Source organism: Phycisphaeraceae bacterium (assembly GCA_019636675.1).
In the GTDB taxonomy this organism is placed as follows: Bacteria; Planctomycetota; Phycisphaerae; order Phycisphaerales; family UBA1924; genus JAHBXC01.
The window spans coordinates 256,937-273,011 of the sequence record JAHBXC010000003.1 but is presented as its reverse complement, the minus strand read 5'-3'; the positions used below and the strand labels follow the sequence as shown (position 1 = coordinate 273,011).

The window sequence follows — 16,075 nt, the reverse complement described above, 5'->3', positions numbered from 1 at the left end:
TCCCAGTATTGGGGGTCATCAAACCATGCAGATGGGGAACCCATGCGGAGACTGCTGATACTCGCGGCACTCACCGGCGCTGTGACGCTCTGCGCGTGCGATCGCGACACGCCGAAAGAGCCCCCCCTTTCCGCGACGTTGACGCTCCCCGACGGGTTCCGATTCGTTGAGGACGACCCCGACGCGCAAGAGGTCGGCGTGCTGCGCGTCGGCGGGCGGCTGGTGCTCCGCAACACGACGGGGCGGCGGTTCCTCGCCACGATCACGCCGCACGACGCTGCGGGCAAGCCCGGCCCGATGGGCGCCTTCGAGGTCACGCTGCCGGCGCGCGGCGCCGTCGTGAGTGATGTGTTCCCTCCCGGCGTCGGGCACGCGCACATCTCGCTGAAGACGCGCGACACCGTGTCGTCCGGGTTCTTTACCTTCGATGTTCTTGGCGCAGACATCACCGTGACGCGCGATGAGCACGGCGCGACCTGGATGGAGGATGTTGCATTCATCCCGCCCGAAGAATGGCTGCCGCCGCCGATCCTGGGCGTCTACGACCCCGACGCGACAGCGCCCGATGGGTTCGAGTACCGGATCGGCGACGCGTTCGTGCTCGTGAATCAGCGCGGGCATCGCCAGCCCGTCACGCTGAGGATCGAATCAACTACGAAAGAGCCGCATTCGACATCCCGAATCGAGTTCACGACGACGCTTCCAACGCGCGGCGTGGCCAGGTTGGATGTGCAAGGCGAGGTCGTCGCGGTAGAGGTCGCGATCCACGCCGTCCAGATGCGCCCGAGTTTCCGGGGCAGCACGACGCTGAGCACGCGGATTGACATACCCAGCGGAAGTCAGCGCGGCATGATCCTCCAACCGGGGTCGCGCCCGTGGGAGTACCACGATGTCGTCACGCCCGGGACGCCCAGACGCTAAGCCCTTGACACCCGGTCTTTGTTCGGTATATTGGCCCCCGACATCCCCGCGGCTGGCCGGGTGGAGCCGACCGGGCGGGGGTGGTGGCTTGCCCTCGCGCGAGCCCCTGCGTTTCCGGGGACTGGCGGTGGGCCATCGTGATTCTGGAAGGGACAATCAGGCATGGAACGATCCGCACCTCGAATCGTGATCTTCGCGGCCCTGGCGTGTGCGCTGGGGGCGTCGTCGGGTGACTCGCTCGGGCAGGAAGCGGCGGCGCAGGGCGGCGCGCCGTCGGCGCAGCCGCAGTCCATCCCGTTCCCGCACCCGGTGATCAGCGAGATCCTGGCGTTCGTGCCGAACACGAACGATGTGGACCCCTCGCGCGACAATGTGCGCGACCCGGTGGGCGACGAGTTCATCGAGCTGGTGAACCCGCACACGCGCCCGATCGACCTGACGGGGTATGTGCTGGCCGACGCGCTGGCGATCGGCCGGCCCGACGACGAGCGGGGCGTGCGGTTCGTCTTCCCGAAGTTCACGCTGGGGCCGGGCGAGGTGGTGGTGGTGTTCAACGGGTACAACACGGGGATCGCCGGGGCGCACGGCACGCCCAACAACGCGCCGACCTCGAAGAACGACAAGTTCGAGAACGCGTGGGTGTTCACGATGAACAACTCGATGCGGTTCCGCTCGCTGAACAACTCGGACGAGATGGTGGTGCTGCTGGACGCGTCGGGGAAGGCGATCGACGCGGTCTCGTGGGGCGAGCCCTCGGCGGCGGCGCCGGAGGGGTGCCTGCGCGTGCAGACGGTCAAGCGGACGCTGGGGGGCAGCTACGTGCGCACCGGCGCCGACGGGGTCATGGAGCACCACACCAAGGTCGGGACGACGGCGTACTCGCCCGGGAAGCCGTACGCGGGGGCGACGAAGTAACGACGGCTCTCGGAAGGTGAGAGGACCCTCCCCCTGCCCCCTCTCGCGAGCGGGAGGGGGGGAAGGAGTGCCGAACGCGCGTCTGTCTGCTCCGTGGCACGGGCTGCGCCCGTACCACGCCACCCATCTTGTTTCTTCATCTTGCTGCTCGCTCTCCCCTCGTGCCTCGTGCCGCGGCACATGTGCCTTCTGAGACGCACCCCTCACCTGGCTCGCTGCGCTCGCCGTCCTCTCCCCGCAAGCGGGGCGAGGGGGCGGGAGAGAAGACCCTCCCCCTGCCCCCTCCCGCGAGCGGGAGGGGTGTCAGATGGCGTCGGCACTCGTGGCACGGCTGCGCCGTACCACGCCACCGTCTTTGTGTTCTCCCTGCTCCCTTCGTCCTGCGGCTATGATCCCGACCTATGGCGTGGATCTCGAAACCCTCGGGCACGATGCAGATTCCGCGGCGGTCGGAGCCGTACCTCACCCAGTCTCTGAAGGACCGGGCGAGCAAGGAGATCCTGCCGCGGTACGCGACGAAGCAGGGCGCGCTGCTGTCGGTCCTGCACCTGGTGCAGCACGAGCACAACTGGCTGCCGGCGCAGGCCTTGGAAGAGGTCGGGGAGTTCCTCGGGCTGTCGGCGGCGGAGGTGCTGGACACCGCGTCGTTCTATGAGGAGTACTGGCTCAAGCCCAAGGGCGAGCACATGATCGCGGTGTGCCGCTCGATCGCGTGCGAGTTCTGCGACTCGGGCAAGATCACCGACACGGTGCGTCGGAAACTCGGCATCGAGATCGGCGAGACCACCGACGACGGGAAGTTCACGCTGGTGGAGCTCGAGTGTCTGGGCGCGTGCGGCGGGGCGCCTGCGGCGCTGTTCGACGAGACGCTGCACGAGTTCATCACGCCCGAGCAGGTTTCGCGGCTCATCGACGACGCGAAGGCGGGGAAGATCAAGCCCCCCCACTCGCACGATCACCACTGAACCCGTCATGACGAGGCGCGACCACGAGGACAAGTCGCTGGCGCGCTCGCTGGGCGAGTTCGTGGGTCATATCTGGTCGGGTATCAAGACGAAGCCGGGCTCGGCGGAGCGGCGCGAGGTGTCGCGCAGCGTGGAAGAGCGCGAGGCGCAGACGCCGGGTGGCAAGGTGACGCTGCGGCGGACGGTGATTGAAGAAGTCGAGGTCGAGAAGCCGCACGATCGCGGGTGAGGAGAGAGGGATGTCTCGTTCGCCGCTGTCGTGGGTGATGCGCCGTGGGGTTTCGGAGTCGGAGCTGATCGAGCGTCGGGAGTTTCTTCGGGCCGGCGCGCTGGCGTGGGGCGCGTTGATGCTCGGGGGCGCGGGGGCGGCCCCGGGGGCTGGGGCGGGGGCGATGTCGCGTCTGGGGAAGGACTCGGGGGCGCGTGTGCTCGTGGTGGGCGCCGGGCTTGCGGGGCTGTCGTGCGCGTACGAGTTGTCGCGTCGTGGCGTGTCGGTGACGGTGTTCGAGGCGCGTTCGCGCGTTGGCGGGCGCGCGTTCACGATGGACGACCTGGTGTCGGGGAAGACTGTCGAGGGCGGCGGCGAGTTCGTGGGTTCGAACCACCCGCTGTGGCAGGCGTACGCCGAGCGGTTCGGGATCGAGCTGCGCGAGGTGGACGACGCGCCGACGGGGATCGGCCACGAGCTGCTGCTGGAGGGCAAGCGGGTTGTCGCGCCCGACAGCGACAACCTTGCCGCGGCGATCCGGACGACGGTATCGCGTCTGAACGGGCCGTCGGCGCGGGTGGTGGCGCGCGAGCCCTGGGCGAGCGCGAACGCCCCGGCGCTGGACGCGCTGAGCGTGCAGGCGTGGCTGGCCGGGCAGCAGGATGTCGATGCGCGCGTGAAGCGGATGGTGGGCGCGATGCTGGAGGCGCACACCGGCGCGCCGGTGGAGCGCCAGTCGCTGCTGGGGTTGCTGGCGCTCGTCGCCGGGGGCGGGGGCGGGGCCGGGGGCGGGGGCGGCGACTTCTGGGAGCACAGCGCGGACTATCGAGCGGTGGGCGGCGTGCGCGCGCTGGCGGAAGCGTTCGCGGCGCGGCTGAGGGGGATGATCCTGCTCAACGCGCCGGTGTCGCGGATCGCGCATGACGGGGCGCGCGCGTCGGTGACGCTCGCGAACGGGCGGGTGTACGCAGGCGACGAGGTGGTGCTGGCGACGCCGCCGGGTGTGTGGGGGAAGATGCGGATCGAGCCCGGGCTGCCGCCCGAGCTGCGCCCTCGGACGGGGGCGGCGTCGAAGCTGTTCGCGATCGCGCCGGGCCCGTTCTGGGCGCGATCTGGGGCGTCGTCGACGGCGCTGACGGACACCGATGTGCCCTGGATCTGGGCGTCGACGCTGGGACAAACCTCGGTGAACGAGGACCCTCGCGAGGTGGTGTGCGGGTTCACCGCCGGGTCGATGTCGTCGCGGCTGAGCGCGGCGACGCGTCCGGAGCGCGACGGGGTGCTGCTGGGCGCGCTGGGGGCCTTGCACGCAGGGCACGCGCAGGACATCCAGACGGTGCGCTACCTGAACTGGAGCGCCGAGGAGTGGTCGCTGGGCGGGTACTCGTTCCCGGCGCCGGGCGAGGTGACGACGATCGGCAAAGCGCTGCGCGAGGTGCGCGGGTCGCTGCGCCTGGCGGGCGAGCACTGCTCGAGCGCGTTCGTCGGCTCGATGGAGGGCGCGCTGGAATCGGGCGTGCGCGCGGCGGAGGGGATTCTCGCGGGCGTGCGCGGCGCGGCTCGATGAGCGGGGTTCAGCGGGCGCCGGCTTTCGCAAACGACTCGGTGCGGTGACGGACCGGGAACCACCTGCCGGGTGAGTACTCGCCCAGGAGGATGGTGACGAGTTGCTTTTCGCCGTCCTGATTGGTGACGGGGAAGGTGACGACGGCGCCGGCGGCGTGTCCCTCCTGGAGTCTGCGCTCGAGGTCGGGGATGGTGAAGGGGGAGGCGGAGACGCTGCTCCTTGAGCCATCCGATTTCAGGCCCCCTCTGTAGAACCCAAGGTCTGTCATCAGCGTTCCAGGGCCTTGGAAGCGGGTGACCGCGATGTTGTCGTCGTCGATGCGCTGCCAGCGATCGGGCGATGATCGGAAATGCTGGCGCAGCAAGCGGTCGTCGGTCCACGGCTGCCCATCTGCGGCCCGGACGGACGCCGGGAGGATCGACAGGTGCTTGCGCGCCATTTCGAGCATGAACGGATCGAACCCGGCGCCATGTTCTCGGGCGCTGCGCTCAAGGTGCGCGATTTCGCGTCGCGCGACGGCCTCGATATACCCGGAGAGTGAACGGGCCGCGTCGACCGCAGCGCTCGGCGGAAGCCCCTCGTCGAGAAGTGATCGCTCGATCCGCTCCACCGCCACGCGAGGTGACTCATCATTGTCTATCAGTCCACCAGATGAGGATCCGAGTGGTGATCCGCCTTCAACGCCCCCGGTGCCCCCAGAGGCCCCGGTGCGCCCTGACCCTCGATTCCCGCTCACTGTGACGATCGCGAGAGTTGCAACGAGAAGCGCGCCGGTTGTGGTCGCGCCGATCACGATGTGTCGTCGACCGCGCGGCGTCACAGCGAGCGTTCCGTATGGATCGCCGTAGTGATTCGCGCGGCGCATTCGTCGGGTACGGCGATTGACATCGTGTTCCTTTCTGCGCCGTGGTGTGGAGTCATCTCACGAAGTCTCGTCCCAGCACGCCCAGCGGCGTGGCATAGACAGGTATGCCTTCCCAGCCGATCTCGGCCGGGGCCGGAGCGCGAGTGGCCATGTTCATGAGCGCGACCGAGCCGTCGACGAAGGACACATTCCGGTGTCGCGAGCCACTCTCGAACGAGGGCCGCGCCGTGTCGGCCATCAGGCCTTTGCTCGAGGCGAAGGCGACCTCTGACCATCGGACCAGCCGGTGGCAGCGCGGGTCGCGGATGCGTTCTTCGCTCGTGAAGCAAGTCGGGTCGACGAGCATCGCCCGGGAGTACACGAAGTCTGAGTCGGCCGCGTATTGGTTGTTCGTCACACCCCCCACCGGCCTCGATGGTGATTGGTGCTGGGGATACGGGGGCGGGTGCGTGCTGTGCCAGGTCGGGAATGCCTCGCCGAAATGCGCGGCGACGACATAGGGCCACCACCATGCCTGCATCAGATAGTCCAGCGCCACGCCGCCGTTCCCGGCGCCGAAATCGATCACGATGGGATACCCGGGGATCGCGGGCGGACCGGCGTTCACGAACGCGTCGGCGTGGTCGTTCGCGTACAACTGGAAGTGCTGGTGCGTCGACCGGAGGCGAGACTGGTTTCTCGCGTCGTGGCCTCGGATCGAACCCGTCCGGAGCACCGGGATGGTGATCGCCACCAGAATCACGACGACCGCGATCGCGACGAGGAGTTCAGGAATGGTGACGGCGCGTCGGCGCATGGCCCGGTTCCCCTTTCGGTGTTCGACCGAGCATACAGGGAATCGGGGGGGGGGGGGGAAGCCCTTTTCGGTTTTTTTCGCGCGAGTTTGTCGCTTTGCGTTACGCGTGAACCGGAGGGGGTGGGCGGGCGTCGGATCTTCGCGCCTGCTCGGGTACGATGAGAACACATATGAAACAACTCCTGCCGATCGCGGTCGTTCTCGCAAGTCTTTCCTTCGCTTCCGGTTGCGCGACCGCGCCCGAGGCGGAGGCGCCGGGGGCGGCGCAACCGGCGATGAGCGCGCCCGGGTCGATGCGCCCGCTCGTGGGCAAGTGGACCGTGGTGTCGATCGGGGGCAGGGATATGTCGACGGTGGAGCGTGCGCCGGAGCTGGAGTTCACGATGATGGGCGGCGCCGTGGGCTTCACGGGCGTGAACCGGTACTCGACGCGCGCGACGGTGGGCGTGGACGGCGCGCTGACGATCGCGCCGGGCGTCACGACCATGATGGCGGGCACGCCCGAAGCGATGGCGGTCGAGGCGGCGTTCCTCAACGCGATGAACACGGCCAACGGCGTGCTGGTGGGCGAGGGGCTCCTTGCGTTCACGCGCGACGGGAAGACGGTGATGGTCTTGCGGCGAGAAGGGAGCAGGGAGTAGGGAGCAGGAAGAGAGGACAAGGGGTGGCGTGGTACGGCGCAGCCGTGCCACGGAAGCTGACTGACGCATCCTCGCTGCCCCCTCGCCCCGCTTGCGGGGAGAGGACGGCGAGCGCAGCGAGGCAGGTGAGGGGTTCGACTCGGAAGGCACGAGGGATCAGGCACGAGGCACACGGGGAGATCGCGCGGACGATCACAACGGTCAGCTCGGAACCCCTCACCCCAGCCCTCTCCCCTCGGGGGAGAGGGGGCCGGACAAGTGGGCAGGGGTCTTGCCGATCCGGTGATCCCCGGGCGGGCCCTACGCGGGTTTGGTCGTCGGCCCCTACTATCCCGTCCTCGAAATCCTCTCCCCTCGCGAGCACGAAGGGCCCTGCATCATGCCCATGACCGAAGGCATCCTGACCAAGCGCATCCCGTCCTATCCCTTTGGGAAGGAGTCGGACCGCCGCTTCGTGTCGTACGACGACTACGTGAAGACGGGCGGGTACGAGGGGCTGAAGGCCGCGATCGCGATGAAGCCCGAGGAGGTCGTGTCGATCGTGAAGGACAGCAACCTTCGCGGTCGCGGCGGCGCCGGCTTCCCGACGGGGCTGAAGTGGACCTTCCTGCCGCCGCCGGACGGGCAGCCGCGGTACCTGGCGATCAACGCCGACGAGTCGGAGCCGGGCACCTTCAAGGACCGGCTGCTGATGGACTTCGACCCGCACAGCGTGCTCGAGGGCATCGCGATCGCGTGCTACGCGTGCAAACTCGATGTCGCGTACTTCTATATCCGCGGCGAGTACTACCACCAGGCGCGCATGATGGAGCGCGCGATCCGCGAGGCGTACGAGCACGGGATCTTCGGGCCCAAGGGCCTGCTCAACGGCGCGACCACCGGGACGGGCTCGAGCGTGAAGGTCGAGTGTCACCTGCACCGCGGCGCCGGCGCGTACATCTGCGGCGAGGAGACGGCGCTGCTCGAATCGCTCGAGGGCAAGCGCGGGTGGCCGCGGAATAAGCCGCCTTTCCCGGCGATCAAGGGGCTGTGGGGGCGCCCGACGATCATCAACAACGTCGAGACGCTGGCGCACCTGCCCAGTATTCTGGAGCGCGGGCGCGACGGCGTGAAGTGGTTCCAGTCGTTCGGCACGCCAGGCTCGGCGGGCACGAAACTGATGGGCGTGTCGGGCCATGTGAACCGCCCGGGCGTGTTCGAGTGCGACCTGGGAATCCCCCTGTCGAAACTCGTCAACGACCACAGCGGCGGCATGCGCAACGGCAAGAAGTTCAAGGGCGCGATCGCCGGCGGCGTGTCGACGGGCATTCTGGGGCCCGACCAGTTTGATGCGCCGATGGATTTCGACATCGGCAAGCACTACGGCGTGCTGGGGCTGGGCACCGCGTGCCCGACGATCTTCGACGAGGACACCGACATGGTGGCCGTGGCGAGGAACATCGCGCGGTTCTTCTCGCACGAGAGTTGCGGCCAGTGCACCCCCTGCCGCGAGGGCTCGGCGTGGCTCTATAAGTTGCTCTCGCGCGTGGAGCGGGGCGACGCGAAGACCAAGGACCTGGACATCGCGCTGGAGATCGCGACGAGCATGGGCGCGATGCCCGGCACGACGATCTGCGGCCTCGCCGACGGCAACAACTGGGCGATCCGCACGATCATGAACAAGTACCGCGAGGAGTTCGAGTCGCGCGTGAAGCCGTCGTTCGTGCCGGTGAGCATGACGGTCGGCGCGTCGGCTCGAAACTGAAATGAATCCGGCGGACCTCTTTTCTGAGCGTGAGCATGGCATTCCCGATGCGACGTCATCGGAAATCTCGTTGATAGCTTGGAATGCGCTGCGCGAATTACTAAACACAAAAATAGACGCTGCATGGCTCACCAGTTTGGGAGCCGAGCGATGCCCTGATCCTGGCAAGACAGCAATCATTGGCTGTGATAGACGTGCAGTGCTTGATCGCATCGCTGGCAGAGTGCCTGAGGCGGTATGTGGCACCCAGTTTTGCGAACACCCAAGTACGGAGACCATTCTCGATCTCCTTGAGTTTGTCTACCAAAATGTCTCGAAGCCGAATTCCTCGACATTTCATGATTATCTGGAGCATTATCATCATAATACATTCAGTGAGCAAGAAGCGCGCACAGGTTTTGCTCACGATGTAAATGGCATTCTTCAGAGCCATCGTGTCTCCTGGAGACTCGAAGAGACGGGCTTTGAACGGCGTGTCCCTGCAGACTCGGCGCTACTGATTACGCGCTTCGAAACCGCAGATGCTGACCTCACAAATCTGCTGAATGATTCGGTGGACAGATTCTTGAGAGATCCGAGGGATCTACAGGGTGCCCTTGAGAAATTGTGGGATGCACTGGAACGAGTCAAGACTGTTCCTGCTGGCAATAATAAGAAGAAGTCGGCTCAGAATCTCATCCATGCAGCCGCTGGCGGGAATGTTGCGGTTAAGAATGTGCTGGAATCTGAGATCAAGTACCTCACCACACTTGGCAATGAATGGTGCATCAGGCATCACGAAACCGACAAGCACCCCATTCCATGTGATGACATGCGTGTTTATTTTTATCTTCGATGCATGACCTTCTTGAGGTATCTGCTTCCGAAAGCAGATCTTCTTGGAGTAAGCGGACCCGGCCGCTCCTAGGCCCTCACCTGGCTCGCTGCGCTCGCCCTCGTCTCCCCGCATGCGGGACGAGGGGGCGGAAGAGAAGACCCTCCCCCTGCCCCCTCCCGCGAGCGGGAGGGGGGAAAGAGTGCGGGGCGCTCGCAACTGTCAGCGCTCGTGGCACGGCTGCGCCGTACCACGCCACCCTTCTGCTGTTCCTGCACCCCACTCCCTGCTCCCCCCGGGCTGAAATCGGGCGTCGCGAAGCGGAACAAGGGTGTGAGAGAGTCCCCCGCTCGGGGGTGGTAGGATTGGTTCTCGGAAACACATCGCCCGCTGCGTGGCCCGGTGGGCGGGCGCGCGGACGGGCGTCGAAGGGAAACGGACATGACACTCAACCGCAACGCGATCCCGGTTCTGGCGATTCTGGCGGCGACGGGTCTGGCGATGACGGCGTGCGAAGAGAAGCCGGCCGGGACGGCGACGCAGGGCCAGAGCGTGGTCGACCAGGCCAAGAGCGCCGGGGCCGAGGTGAAGCGCGAGGCCGAGCAGGCGGTCGACAAGGCGGTCGAGGCCGCGGCGAAGGCGCGCACGGAGTTCGTGAACACCTCGACCGAGCAGCTCAAGACGCTGGAGAAGGACATCGGCGAGTTCATCGCCTCGGCGCGCGAGCGGATGCCCTCGGGCGGCGCGGAGCTGAACCGGATGCGCGACGAATTGAACAACCAGGTCGCGAAGGCGAAGGTCGAGCTGCAGAAGGTGCAGAGCGCCGGCGCCGACGCGTGGGAAGACGCGTCGAAGTCGTTCACGAACTCGTACAACGAGATCCGTCGGACCTTCGCGCAGGTCAAGGAGCAGTTCTCGGCGTCGATGCCGAAGCTGCCGGGTTCCTGAGATGAGCGCGGCGGCTGGAGCCGCGAGCGCGGGCGCTGTCGCGGCGCAGCAGGCGATCGCGAACGCGATCAAGGCGTCGGGCGCGATCGTGCGCGTGGAGCCGGTGGTGTTCATGGACCTGCTGGCGCGGGTCGAGGAGCCGCTGGTGATCGAGTGCTTTCAGCGGGTGCTGTTCAGCAACTCGCACACCTATCTCATGAGTTATCGCGGGTTCGTGTTCTACGCGAAGTCGTCGATCCCGCTGTCGATCCCGGACTGGTGCGAGGTGATCCGGGCGAGCAAGGTGTGGACGCCGCAGTGAGCGGCGGGATCTCGCTGGAGATCGAGGGTCTTGACGCGCTGGGCGACGCCGGCGCGAGGGAGTGGCTTCGCGCGAAGGCGCGGGACGCTCTGGCGGAGTTGTCGCGCCGGTTCGGGGTGTCGGGCGAGGTGCGCGTGGGCGTGGTGCGCGACGCGGCGATGACGGCGCTGCACGCGCGGACGATGGGCATCGACGAGACGACGGACGTGCTGACCTTTGACCTGCTGGGGGGCGAGGACGGGGGCGCCGGGCGGATCGACGCGGACATCGTGGTGTGCGTGGACGAGGCGGCGCGTCAGGCGGCGCAGCGCGGGCACGGGGCCGAGCGAGAGCTGTTGTTGTATGTCGTGCACGGGGCGCTGCACTGCGTGGCGGGGTTCGACGACCTGACGGAGACCGACGCGGCGCGGATGCACGCGGCGGAGGACGAGGTCCTGCGCGCGATCGGGGTGGGGTCGGTGTATTCGGGATGAAGTCTGGGGCGCACCCGACCGTGGGCCGTACGCGCGTGCCCGAAGCAACCGCTGGATCGAAGGGTGTTATGAGAGAGGTGCGAGCCCCGGCGCGCGGCGCGCACCCGGCCCGGCCGGCCTCGTGCTATTCTGAACAAATCACTTACGGCGCGTTGCGCGCCGAACGGAGTCTTGCCATGCGTGTTCCCAGCGTGATTATGCCTGTGGTTTCGGCGTCGATCGTGGCGGCGGCGTCGGCGGTTTCGTCGGCGCAGTCGGTGAAGGTCGAGGAGTTCACCCTGGACAACGGGATGCGGTTCCTGCTTGTTCCCCGGGAGGACCAGCCGAACAACATCGCGGCGGGGTGGATGGCGCGGGTGGGGTCGGTGCACGAGCGCCCGGGGATCACGGGGATCAGCCACTTCTTCGAGCACATGATGTTCAAGGGGACGCGCACGATCGGCACGCGCGACGCGGCGAAGGACGCGGAGTTCATGCGCAAGGCGGAGGACGCGCGTCTGAAGCTGCGCGAGATGACGCTGCGCGGGCAGTACGACCGGTGGCGGCGCGGCGAGATCGACGACCCGTGGGACGCGCGGAACGACACGCCCGAGATGGCGGCGCTGCGCGAGGAGCTGCGAGGGCTGATCGAGGCGCACCGCGACATCATCGTGAAGGACGAGTTCGACCAGGTCTACACGGAGATGGGCGCCTCGGCGATGAACGCGTTCACGGCGAACGACCTGACCTTCTACTTCATCACGGTGCCGAGCAACAAGTTCGAGTTGTGGGCGTGGATGGAGAGCGACCGGCTGGTGGACTCGGTGTTCCGCGAGTTCTATTCGGAGCGCGACGTGGTGCACGAGGAGCGCCGGCTGCGCACGGAGAGCACGCCGACGGGGATCTTCGACGAGCAGTTCGAGTCGATGTTCTGGCTGAGCAGCCCGTACAACTGGCCGGTGATCGGGTGGCCGAGCGACCTGAACTCGTACACGTACGAGCAGGCGCAGGAGTATTACGCCACCTATTACGCGCCGAACAATCTGGTGGGCGTGATCGTGGGCGACTTCGACCCGGCGGAGGTGAAGCCGACGATAGAACGGTACTTCGGGCGTCTGAAGAAGGGGCCGAAGCCGCCGCCGGTGGTGACGATGGAGATGCCCAGCCGCGCGGAGATGCGGATGTTCGCCGAGTGCGACTGCCAGCCCCAGGTGCGTGTGTGGCACAAGACGCCGCCTTTCGCGCACGAGGACGCGTACGCGCTGAACGTGCTGGCGGCGATCCTGAACGGCCGGACGGGGCGCCTGTACAAGCGGATGGTGGAAGAGGAGCAGATCGCGAGCAGCGCGTCGGCGCAGCTGGATGCGCGTCGGTACGCGAGCGCGTTCGCGTTCGAGGCCGAGACGCGCGGGGACGCGACGCCCGAGCAGCTGCTGGCGTCGTGGGAGGCGATCGTCGAGGACCTGCGCGAGAACCCGGTGAGCGAGCGCGAGCTGCAGAAGGTGCGGAACCAGATCGTCGCGAACCAGTACCGCGCGCTGCAGAGCAACTTCTTCCTGATGGTGCAGCTTGGGTACTACGAGGCGCTGGACTCGTGGCAGTACCTCAACGAGTCGCCCTCGCGCCTGCAGCAGGTGACGCCGGAGGACATCCGGCGCGTGGTGGAGAAGTACTTCACGAGGGAGAACCGGGCGATCGCGTTCTATACGCGCAAGGCGGGGAGCGCGCCGGAGGACCCGGCGCTGATGGCGCTCGATCCGCAGATGCGCGGGATGGTCAAGCAGCAGATCGCGCAGCTCGAAGGGATTGAAGACCTGGCGATGCTGGAGCGGGTCTACGCGTCGGTGCAGAGCCAGGCGGCGCAGGCGCCCGAGCAGTTCCGGCCGGCGGTGGAGTACATCCAGTCGTGGCTGAAGGCGCGGATCGAATCGATGAAGTAAGCAGAGAAGGCACGGGGCACAAGGCACGAGGCACAAGCCGGACGGCGGATTCGATGAGTACACCCTCGAACGAGGAATGAGATATATGAGACGGTTCACGATGATGGCGGCGGCGGTGGTTGGTTTGGCAGCGGCGTCTTCGACGCTGGTGGCGCAGCAGGGCGCGGGGCGGTCGGGTCGGGGCGCGTCGGCGCCGTCGATCCCGGCGCGTCCGTCGGATCTTCAGTTCAAGGCGATGGAGTTCACGCCCCCGGACCGGGAGGACTATCGCCGGGTGCTGAGCAACGGGGTGGTGGTGTACATGGCGCCCAGCAACGAGCTGCCGCTGGTGACGATCACCTTCTCGTTCCAGGGCGGGGCGTACCTCGTGCCGGCGGGCAAGGAGGGGCTGGCGCAGATGACGGCGTCGATGATGCGTCGGGGCGGGACGGCGAGCGTGACGGCGGAGGAGATGGACGAGCAGTTCGACTTCCTGGCGGCGAACGCGTTCGTGTTCAGCGGTGGGACGACGAGCGGGGCGACGCTCAACTCGCTGTCGAGCAACCTGGACGAGAGCTTCGCGCTGTTCATGGACATGCTCGTCTCGCCGGGGTTCGACGCGGCGAAGACGGAGATCTATCGGGGCGAGGTGCTCGAGTCGCTGAAGCAGCGCAACGACGACGCGGCGTCGATCAGCGGTCGCGAGTGGGCCCGGCTGATGTACGGCGAGGACCACTTCGACGCGCGCCAGCCGACGAGGCAGTCGGTGGAGTCGCTGACGACCGAGGACATGCGCGCGTTCCACGCGCGGGTGTTCACCAGCGCGAACCTGATCATCGGTGTGTCGGGCGACTTCGAGGAGAGCGCGATGACGCAGCGCCTGGAGAAGGCGCTGGGCGCGATGCGCCGGGGCTCGCCCAACCCCGAGCCGACGGCGCCTGCGCCGGCGGTGGCGCCGGGCGTGTTCTTCGTGGAGAAGGACATCCCCCAGGGGCGCGTGCTCATCGGGCAGCGCGGCATCCATCGCGACCACCCGGACGCGATCGCGATGTCGGTGCTGAACGACGTGCTGGGCGGGGGCGGGTTCACCTCGCGCCTGACGAAGCGCATCCGCTCGGACGAGGGGCTGGCGTACAGCGCGGGCTCGAGTCTGGTGACGCCGGTGCACTACCCCGGCGAGTGGCGCGCCGGCTTCCAGAGCAAGAACCAGACGGTGGCGTTCGCGTCGAAGATCGTGTTCGACGAGATGGAGCGCATCCGGAATGAGCGTGTGAGCGAGGAGGAGCTGAACACCTCGAAGAACCAGTTCATCGAGACCTTCCCTCGCCGGTTCGAGAGCCGGCAGGCGATCGTGAACACCTTCATCGACGACGAGCGGACGGGGCGCCCGCGCGACTACTGGGCGACCTATCGCGACAAGGTTCGCGCCGTGACGGCCGACGAGCTGCTGCGCGTGGCGCAGCGCCACCTGGACCCGACGAAGGTCGCGGTGCTGGTCGTGGGCAAGTGGGACGAGATCAAGGCGGGCGACCTGGAAGGGCGCGCGACGATGAACGAGTTCTTCGACGGGCGCACCACGCAGATCCCGCTGCGCGACCCCGAGACCCTGAGGTAAGAAGGCAGTCGGGAGCGGGGAGCAGGCAGCAGTGCGGGGCGCGGGCGGAGAGCCGGCGCCCCGGTTTTTTGTGGCCGAGGAATGGGTGACGCGGCGCCGGGGGTCAGCGCCGTTCTTCGGCCGGGTCGCGGTCTTCGCGCTGGGGGACATCGACCTCGGGCGGCGGGGCGTCGTCCTGGGCGCGTCGGTCGGCGGCGGCGCGTTTGCGGCGCTCGATCTCGGCCTCGTCCTGGCGTTCCTGGCGCTCTTCGCGCTCGTCGCGTCGCTCGAGGGTCTCGGCCCAGCGGGCCGGGTCGGACCAGTCCTCGGTTTCTTCGGACTCGTCGTCGTCGTCGGGGTCGTCGACCTCGATGCCCTGCTCGGCGGCCTTCTGCAGGGCGAGGTCCTGCATGTCGGCGACGGGGTCGTGCTCGCCGATGATCTCGCTGCCCAGGAGGGTTTCGAGGACGTCTTCGAGGGTGACGATGCCGACCCATGTGCCGTACTCGTCGACGACGACGAACATGTGCTGTCGCCCGGCGAGGAACTCGCGGAGCGCCTCGTCGGCGCCGGCGGAGGCGCCGATGAAGCGGACGGGGCGCATGACGTCGCGGATTTTCTTCTCGCCCTCGCGCTCGGAGACGAGGAGGTCGAAGACGTCGCGCCGGTGGACGACGCCGACGATCTCGTTGGGGTTGTCGTCGCGGACGACGGGGAGTCGGGAGTGGATCCAGTGCTGGGCGTGCTGGTCGACGTTCTTAAGCTTGAGTTCGTCGGGGAGGACGAAGGTGACCGAGCGCGGCGTCATGATCTCGCGGACCTCGTACTCGTCGAGTTCGAGGGCGTTGGAGACGAGGGCGGCCTCGTGGGGCTCGAGGGAGCCGAGGCGGACGGCCATGCGGGTGAGGGAGAGGATCTCGTGCTCGGTGGGGCCCTCTTTCTTGGCGCCGCGGTTGATGATGGTGGTGAGGCGTTCGCAGAGGATGACGAGGGGGTAGGTGATGAGGATCATCAGTTCGATGATCCAGGCGACGCGCGGGGCGATGGAGGTGGCTCGCGCGACGCCGATGCTCTTGGGGATGATCTCTGCGACGAAGAGGATGGAGAGGGTGAAGGCGGCGGAGAAGACGCCCAGCGCGGTGCTGCCGTAGAGCTTGCCGACGAGGAAGCCGGCGACGGAGGCGCCGACGGTGTTGGCGATGGTGTTGACGGCGAGGATGGCGGCGATGGCGCGGTCGATGCGTACGCGGAGTTTGGCGAGGATGCGCGCGCCGCGGACCTTCTGCTGCAGCATCCCTGCGACGGCGGAGTCGGAGACGGAGTAGAGCGCGGCCTCGCAGAGGGAGCAGAGGAACGAGCCGACGAGACTGATTGCCGTGACGATGACGAGCGCGGTCAGCACCGGGTCGCCTCCCGTCGCGTGCT

At 67.4% G+C, this 16,075-nt stretch carries 16 protein-coding genes; 13 read left to right on the top strand and 3 right to left on the bottom strand.

Annotation, left to right across the window (positions count from 1 at the left end):
* Positions 1 to 42 precede the first annotated feature (42 nt).
* The 5 genes from KF684_11430 (at position 43) to KF684_11410 (ending at position 4,576) form a co-directional block, all read left to right on the top strand.
* Complete coding sequence (locus KF684_11430; GenBank protein MBX3353533.1) at positions 43 to 921, top strand: hypothetical protein; 879 nt, start codon at positions 43 to 45, stop codon at positions 919 to 921.
* Positions 922 to 1,083: 162 nt separating this feature from the next.
* On the top strand, positions 1,084 to 1,836 hold the full coding sequence (locus tag KF684_11425; protein ID MBX3353532.1) for a lamin tail domain-containing protein: 753 nt from the start codon (positions 1,084 to 1,086) through the stop codon (positions 1,834 to 1,836).
* Positions 1,837 to 2,267: 431 nt separating this feature from the next.
* Positions 2,268 to 2,801: an NAD(P)H-dependent oxidoreductase subunit E gene (locus KF684_11420; protein ID MBX3353531.1), complete on the top strand. Its 534-nt coding sequence runs from the start codon at positions 2,268 to 2,270 to the stop codon at positions 2,799 to 2,801.
* Between the two features lie 7 nt (positions 2,802 to 2,808).
* Positions 2,809 to 3,030, top strand: coding sequence for a hypothetical protein (locus tag KF684_11415; GenBank protein ID MBX3353530.1), 222 nt, complete (start codon positions 2,809 to 2,811; stop codon positions 3,028 to 3,030).
* A 10-nt stretch (positions 3,031 to 3,040) separates the two neighbouring features.
* Positions 3,041 to 4,576 (top strand): FAD-dependent oxidoreductase, encoded by a 1,536-nt coding sequence (locus tag KF684_11410; GenBank protein ID MBX3353529.1) that lies wholly within the window; start codon positions 3,041 to 3,043, stop codon positions 4,574 to 4,576.
* Between the two features lie 7 nt (positions 4,577 to 4,583).
* Here the strand turns inward: KF684_11410 and KF684_11405 are convergent, their stop codons facing one another.
* Both KF684_11405 and KF684_11400 read right to left on the bottom strand, forming a co-directional pair.
* Positions 4,584 to 5,024: a hypothetical protein gene (locus KF684_11405; protein MBX3353528.1), complete on the bottom strand. Its 441-nt coding sequence runs from the start codon at positions 5,022 to 5,024 to the stop codon at positions 4,584 to 4,586.
* A 469-nt stretch (positions 5,025 to 5,493) separates the two neighbouring features.
* Complete coding sequence (locus KF684_11400) at positions 5,494 to 6,237, bottom strand: hypothetical protein (GenBank protein ID MBX3353527.1); 744 nt, start codon at positions 6,235 to 6,237, stop codon at positions 5,494 to 5,496.
* A 170-nt stretch (positions 6,238 to 6,407) separates the two neighbouring features.
* Between KF684_11400 and KF684_11395 the strand changes: the two genes are divergently transcribed.
* The 8 genes from KF684_11395 to KF684_11360 all read left to right on the top strand — a co-directional run bounded on the left by KF684_11395 (position 6,408) and on the right by KF684_11360 (position 14,671).
* Entirely contained in the window at positions 6,408 to 6,878 is a 471-nt protein-coding gene (locus tag KF684_11395; protein MBX3353526.1) for an META domain-containing protein, read from the top strand.
* 379 nt (positions 6,879 to 7,257) lie between these two features.
* Entirely contained in the window at positions 7,258 to 8,622 is a 1,365-nt protein-coding gene (gene nuoF, locus KF684_11390) for an NADH-quinone oxidoreductase subunit NuoF (GenBank protein ID MBX3353525.1), read from the top strand.
* A gap of 1 nt (position 8,623) precedes the next feature.
* Positions 8,624 to 9,529 carry a hypothetical protein gene (locus KF684_11385; GenBank protein MBX3353524.1) on the top strand — a complete coding sequence of 302 codons (906 nt, stop codon included), beginning with the start codon at positions 8,624 to 8,626 and terminating at the stop codon, positions 9,527 to 9,529.
* A 348-nt stretch (positions 9,530 to 9,877) separates the two neighbouring features.
* Positions 9,878 to 10,384: a hypothetical protein gene (locus tag KF684_11380; GenBank protein ID MBX3353523.1), complete on the top strand. Its 507-nt coding sequence runs from the start codon at positions 9,878 to 9,880 to the stop codon at positions 10,382 to 10,384.
* 1 nt (position 10,385) lies between these two features.
* Positions 10,386 to 10,685 (top strand): hypothetical protein, encoded by a 300-nt coding sequence (locus KF684_11375; GenBank protein ID MBX3353522.1) that lies wholly within the window; start codon positions 10,386 to 10,388, stop codon positions 10,683 to 10,685.
* Positions 10,670 to 11,158 carry an rRNA maturation RNase YbeY gene (gene ybeY / locus KF684_11370; protein ID MBX3353521.1) on the top strand — a complete coding sequence of 163 codons (489 nt, stop codon included), beginning with the start codon at positions 10,670 to 10,672 and terminating at the stop codon, positions 11,156 to 11,158. The genes KF684_11375 and ybeY overlap by 16 nt, the downstream gene beginning before the upstream one ends.
* Positions 11,159 to 11,334: 176 nt before the next feature.
* The gene (locus KF684_11365; protein ID MBX3353520.1) at positions 11,335 to 13,077 is read left to right on the top strand and encodes an insulinase family protein; all 1,743 of its coding nucleotides are present in this window, start codon (positions 11,335 to 11,337) and stop codon (positions 13,075 to 13,077) included.
* Positions 13,078 to 13,162: 85 nt separating this feature from the next.
* Positions 13,163 to 14,671: an insulinase family protein gene (locus tag KF684_11360; GenBank protein MBX3353519.1), complete on the top strand. Its 1,509-nt coding sequence runs from the start codon at positions 13,163 to 13,165 to the stop codon at positions 14,669 to 14,671.
* Between the two features lie 103 nt (positions 14,672 to 14,774).
* Here the strand turns inward: KF684_11360 and KF684_11355 are convergent, their stop codons facing one another.
* Positions 14,775 to 16,052 carry an HlyC/CorC family transporter gene (locus KF684_11355; protein MBX3353518.1) on the bottom strand — a complete coding sequence of 426 codons (1,278 nt, stop codon included), beginning with the start codon at positions 16,050 to 16,052 and terminating at the stop codon, positions 14,775 to 14,777.
* Positions 16,053 to 16,075: the final 23 nt, after the last annotated feature.

What these genes read in the sequence shown, in the direction of transcription:
- KF684_11430 (MBX3353533.1), top strand. Translation starts at nt 43, where the DNA reads ATGCGGAGACTGCTGATACTCGCGGCACTCACCGGCGCTGTGACGCTC.
- KF684_11425 (MBX3353532.1), top strand. Translation starts at nt 1,084, where the DNA reads ATGGAACGATCCGCACCTCGAATCGTGATCTTCGCGGCCCTGGCGTGT.
- KF684_11420 (MBX3353531.1), top strand. Translation starts at nt 2,268, where the DNA reads ATGCAGATTCCGCGGCGGTCGGAGCCGTACCTCACCCAGTCTCTGAAG.
- KF684_11415 (MBX3353530.1), top strand. Translation starts at nt 2,809, where the DNA reads ATGACGAGGCGCGACCACGAGGACAAGTCGCTGGCGCGCTCGCTGGGC.
- KF684_11410 (MBX3353529.1), top strand. Translation starts at nt 3,041, where the DNA reads ATGTCTCGTTCGCCGCTGTCGTGGGTGATGCGCCGTGGGGTTTCGGAG.
- KF684_11405 (MBX3353528.1), bottom strand. Translation starts at nt 5,024, where the DNA reads ATGCTCGAAATGGCGCGCAAGCACCTGTCGATCCTCCCGGCGTCCGTC.
- KF684_11400 (MBX3353527.1), bottom strand. Translation starts at nt 6,237, where the DNA reads ATGCGCCGACGCGCCGTCACCATTCCTGAACTCCTCGTCGCGATCGCG.
- KF684_11395 (MBX3353526.1), top strand. Translation starts at nt 6,408, where the DNA reads ATGAAACAACTCCTGCCGATCGCGGTCGTTCTCGCAAGTCTTTCCTTC.
- nuoF (MBX3353525.1), top strand. Translation starts at nt 7,258, where the DNA reads ATGCCCATGACCGAAGGCATCCTGACCAAGCGCATCCCGTCCTATCCC.
- KF684_11385 (MBX3353524.1), top strand. Translation starts at nt 8,624, where the DNA reads ATGAATCCGGCGGACCTCTTTTCTGAGCGTGAGCATGGCATTCCCGAT.
- KF684_11380 (MBX3353523.1), top strand. Translation starts at nt 9,878, where the DNA reads ATGACACTCAACCGCAACGCGATCCCGGTTCTGGCGATTCTGGCGGCG.
- KF684_11375 (MBX3353522.1), top strand. Translation starts at nt 10,386, where the DNA reads ATGAGCGCGGCGGCTGGAGCCGCGAGCGCGGGCGCTGTCGCGGCGCAG.
- KF684_11365 (MBX3353520.1), top strand. Translation starts at nt 11,335, where the DNA reads ATGCGTGTTCCCAGCGTGATTATGCCTGTGGTTTCGGCGTCGATCGTG.
- KF684_11360 (MBX3353519.1), top strand. Translation starts at nt 13,163, where the DNA reads ATGAGACGGTTCACGATGATGGCGGCGGCGGTGGTTGGTTTGGCAGCG.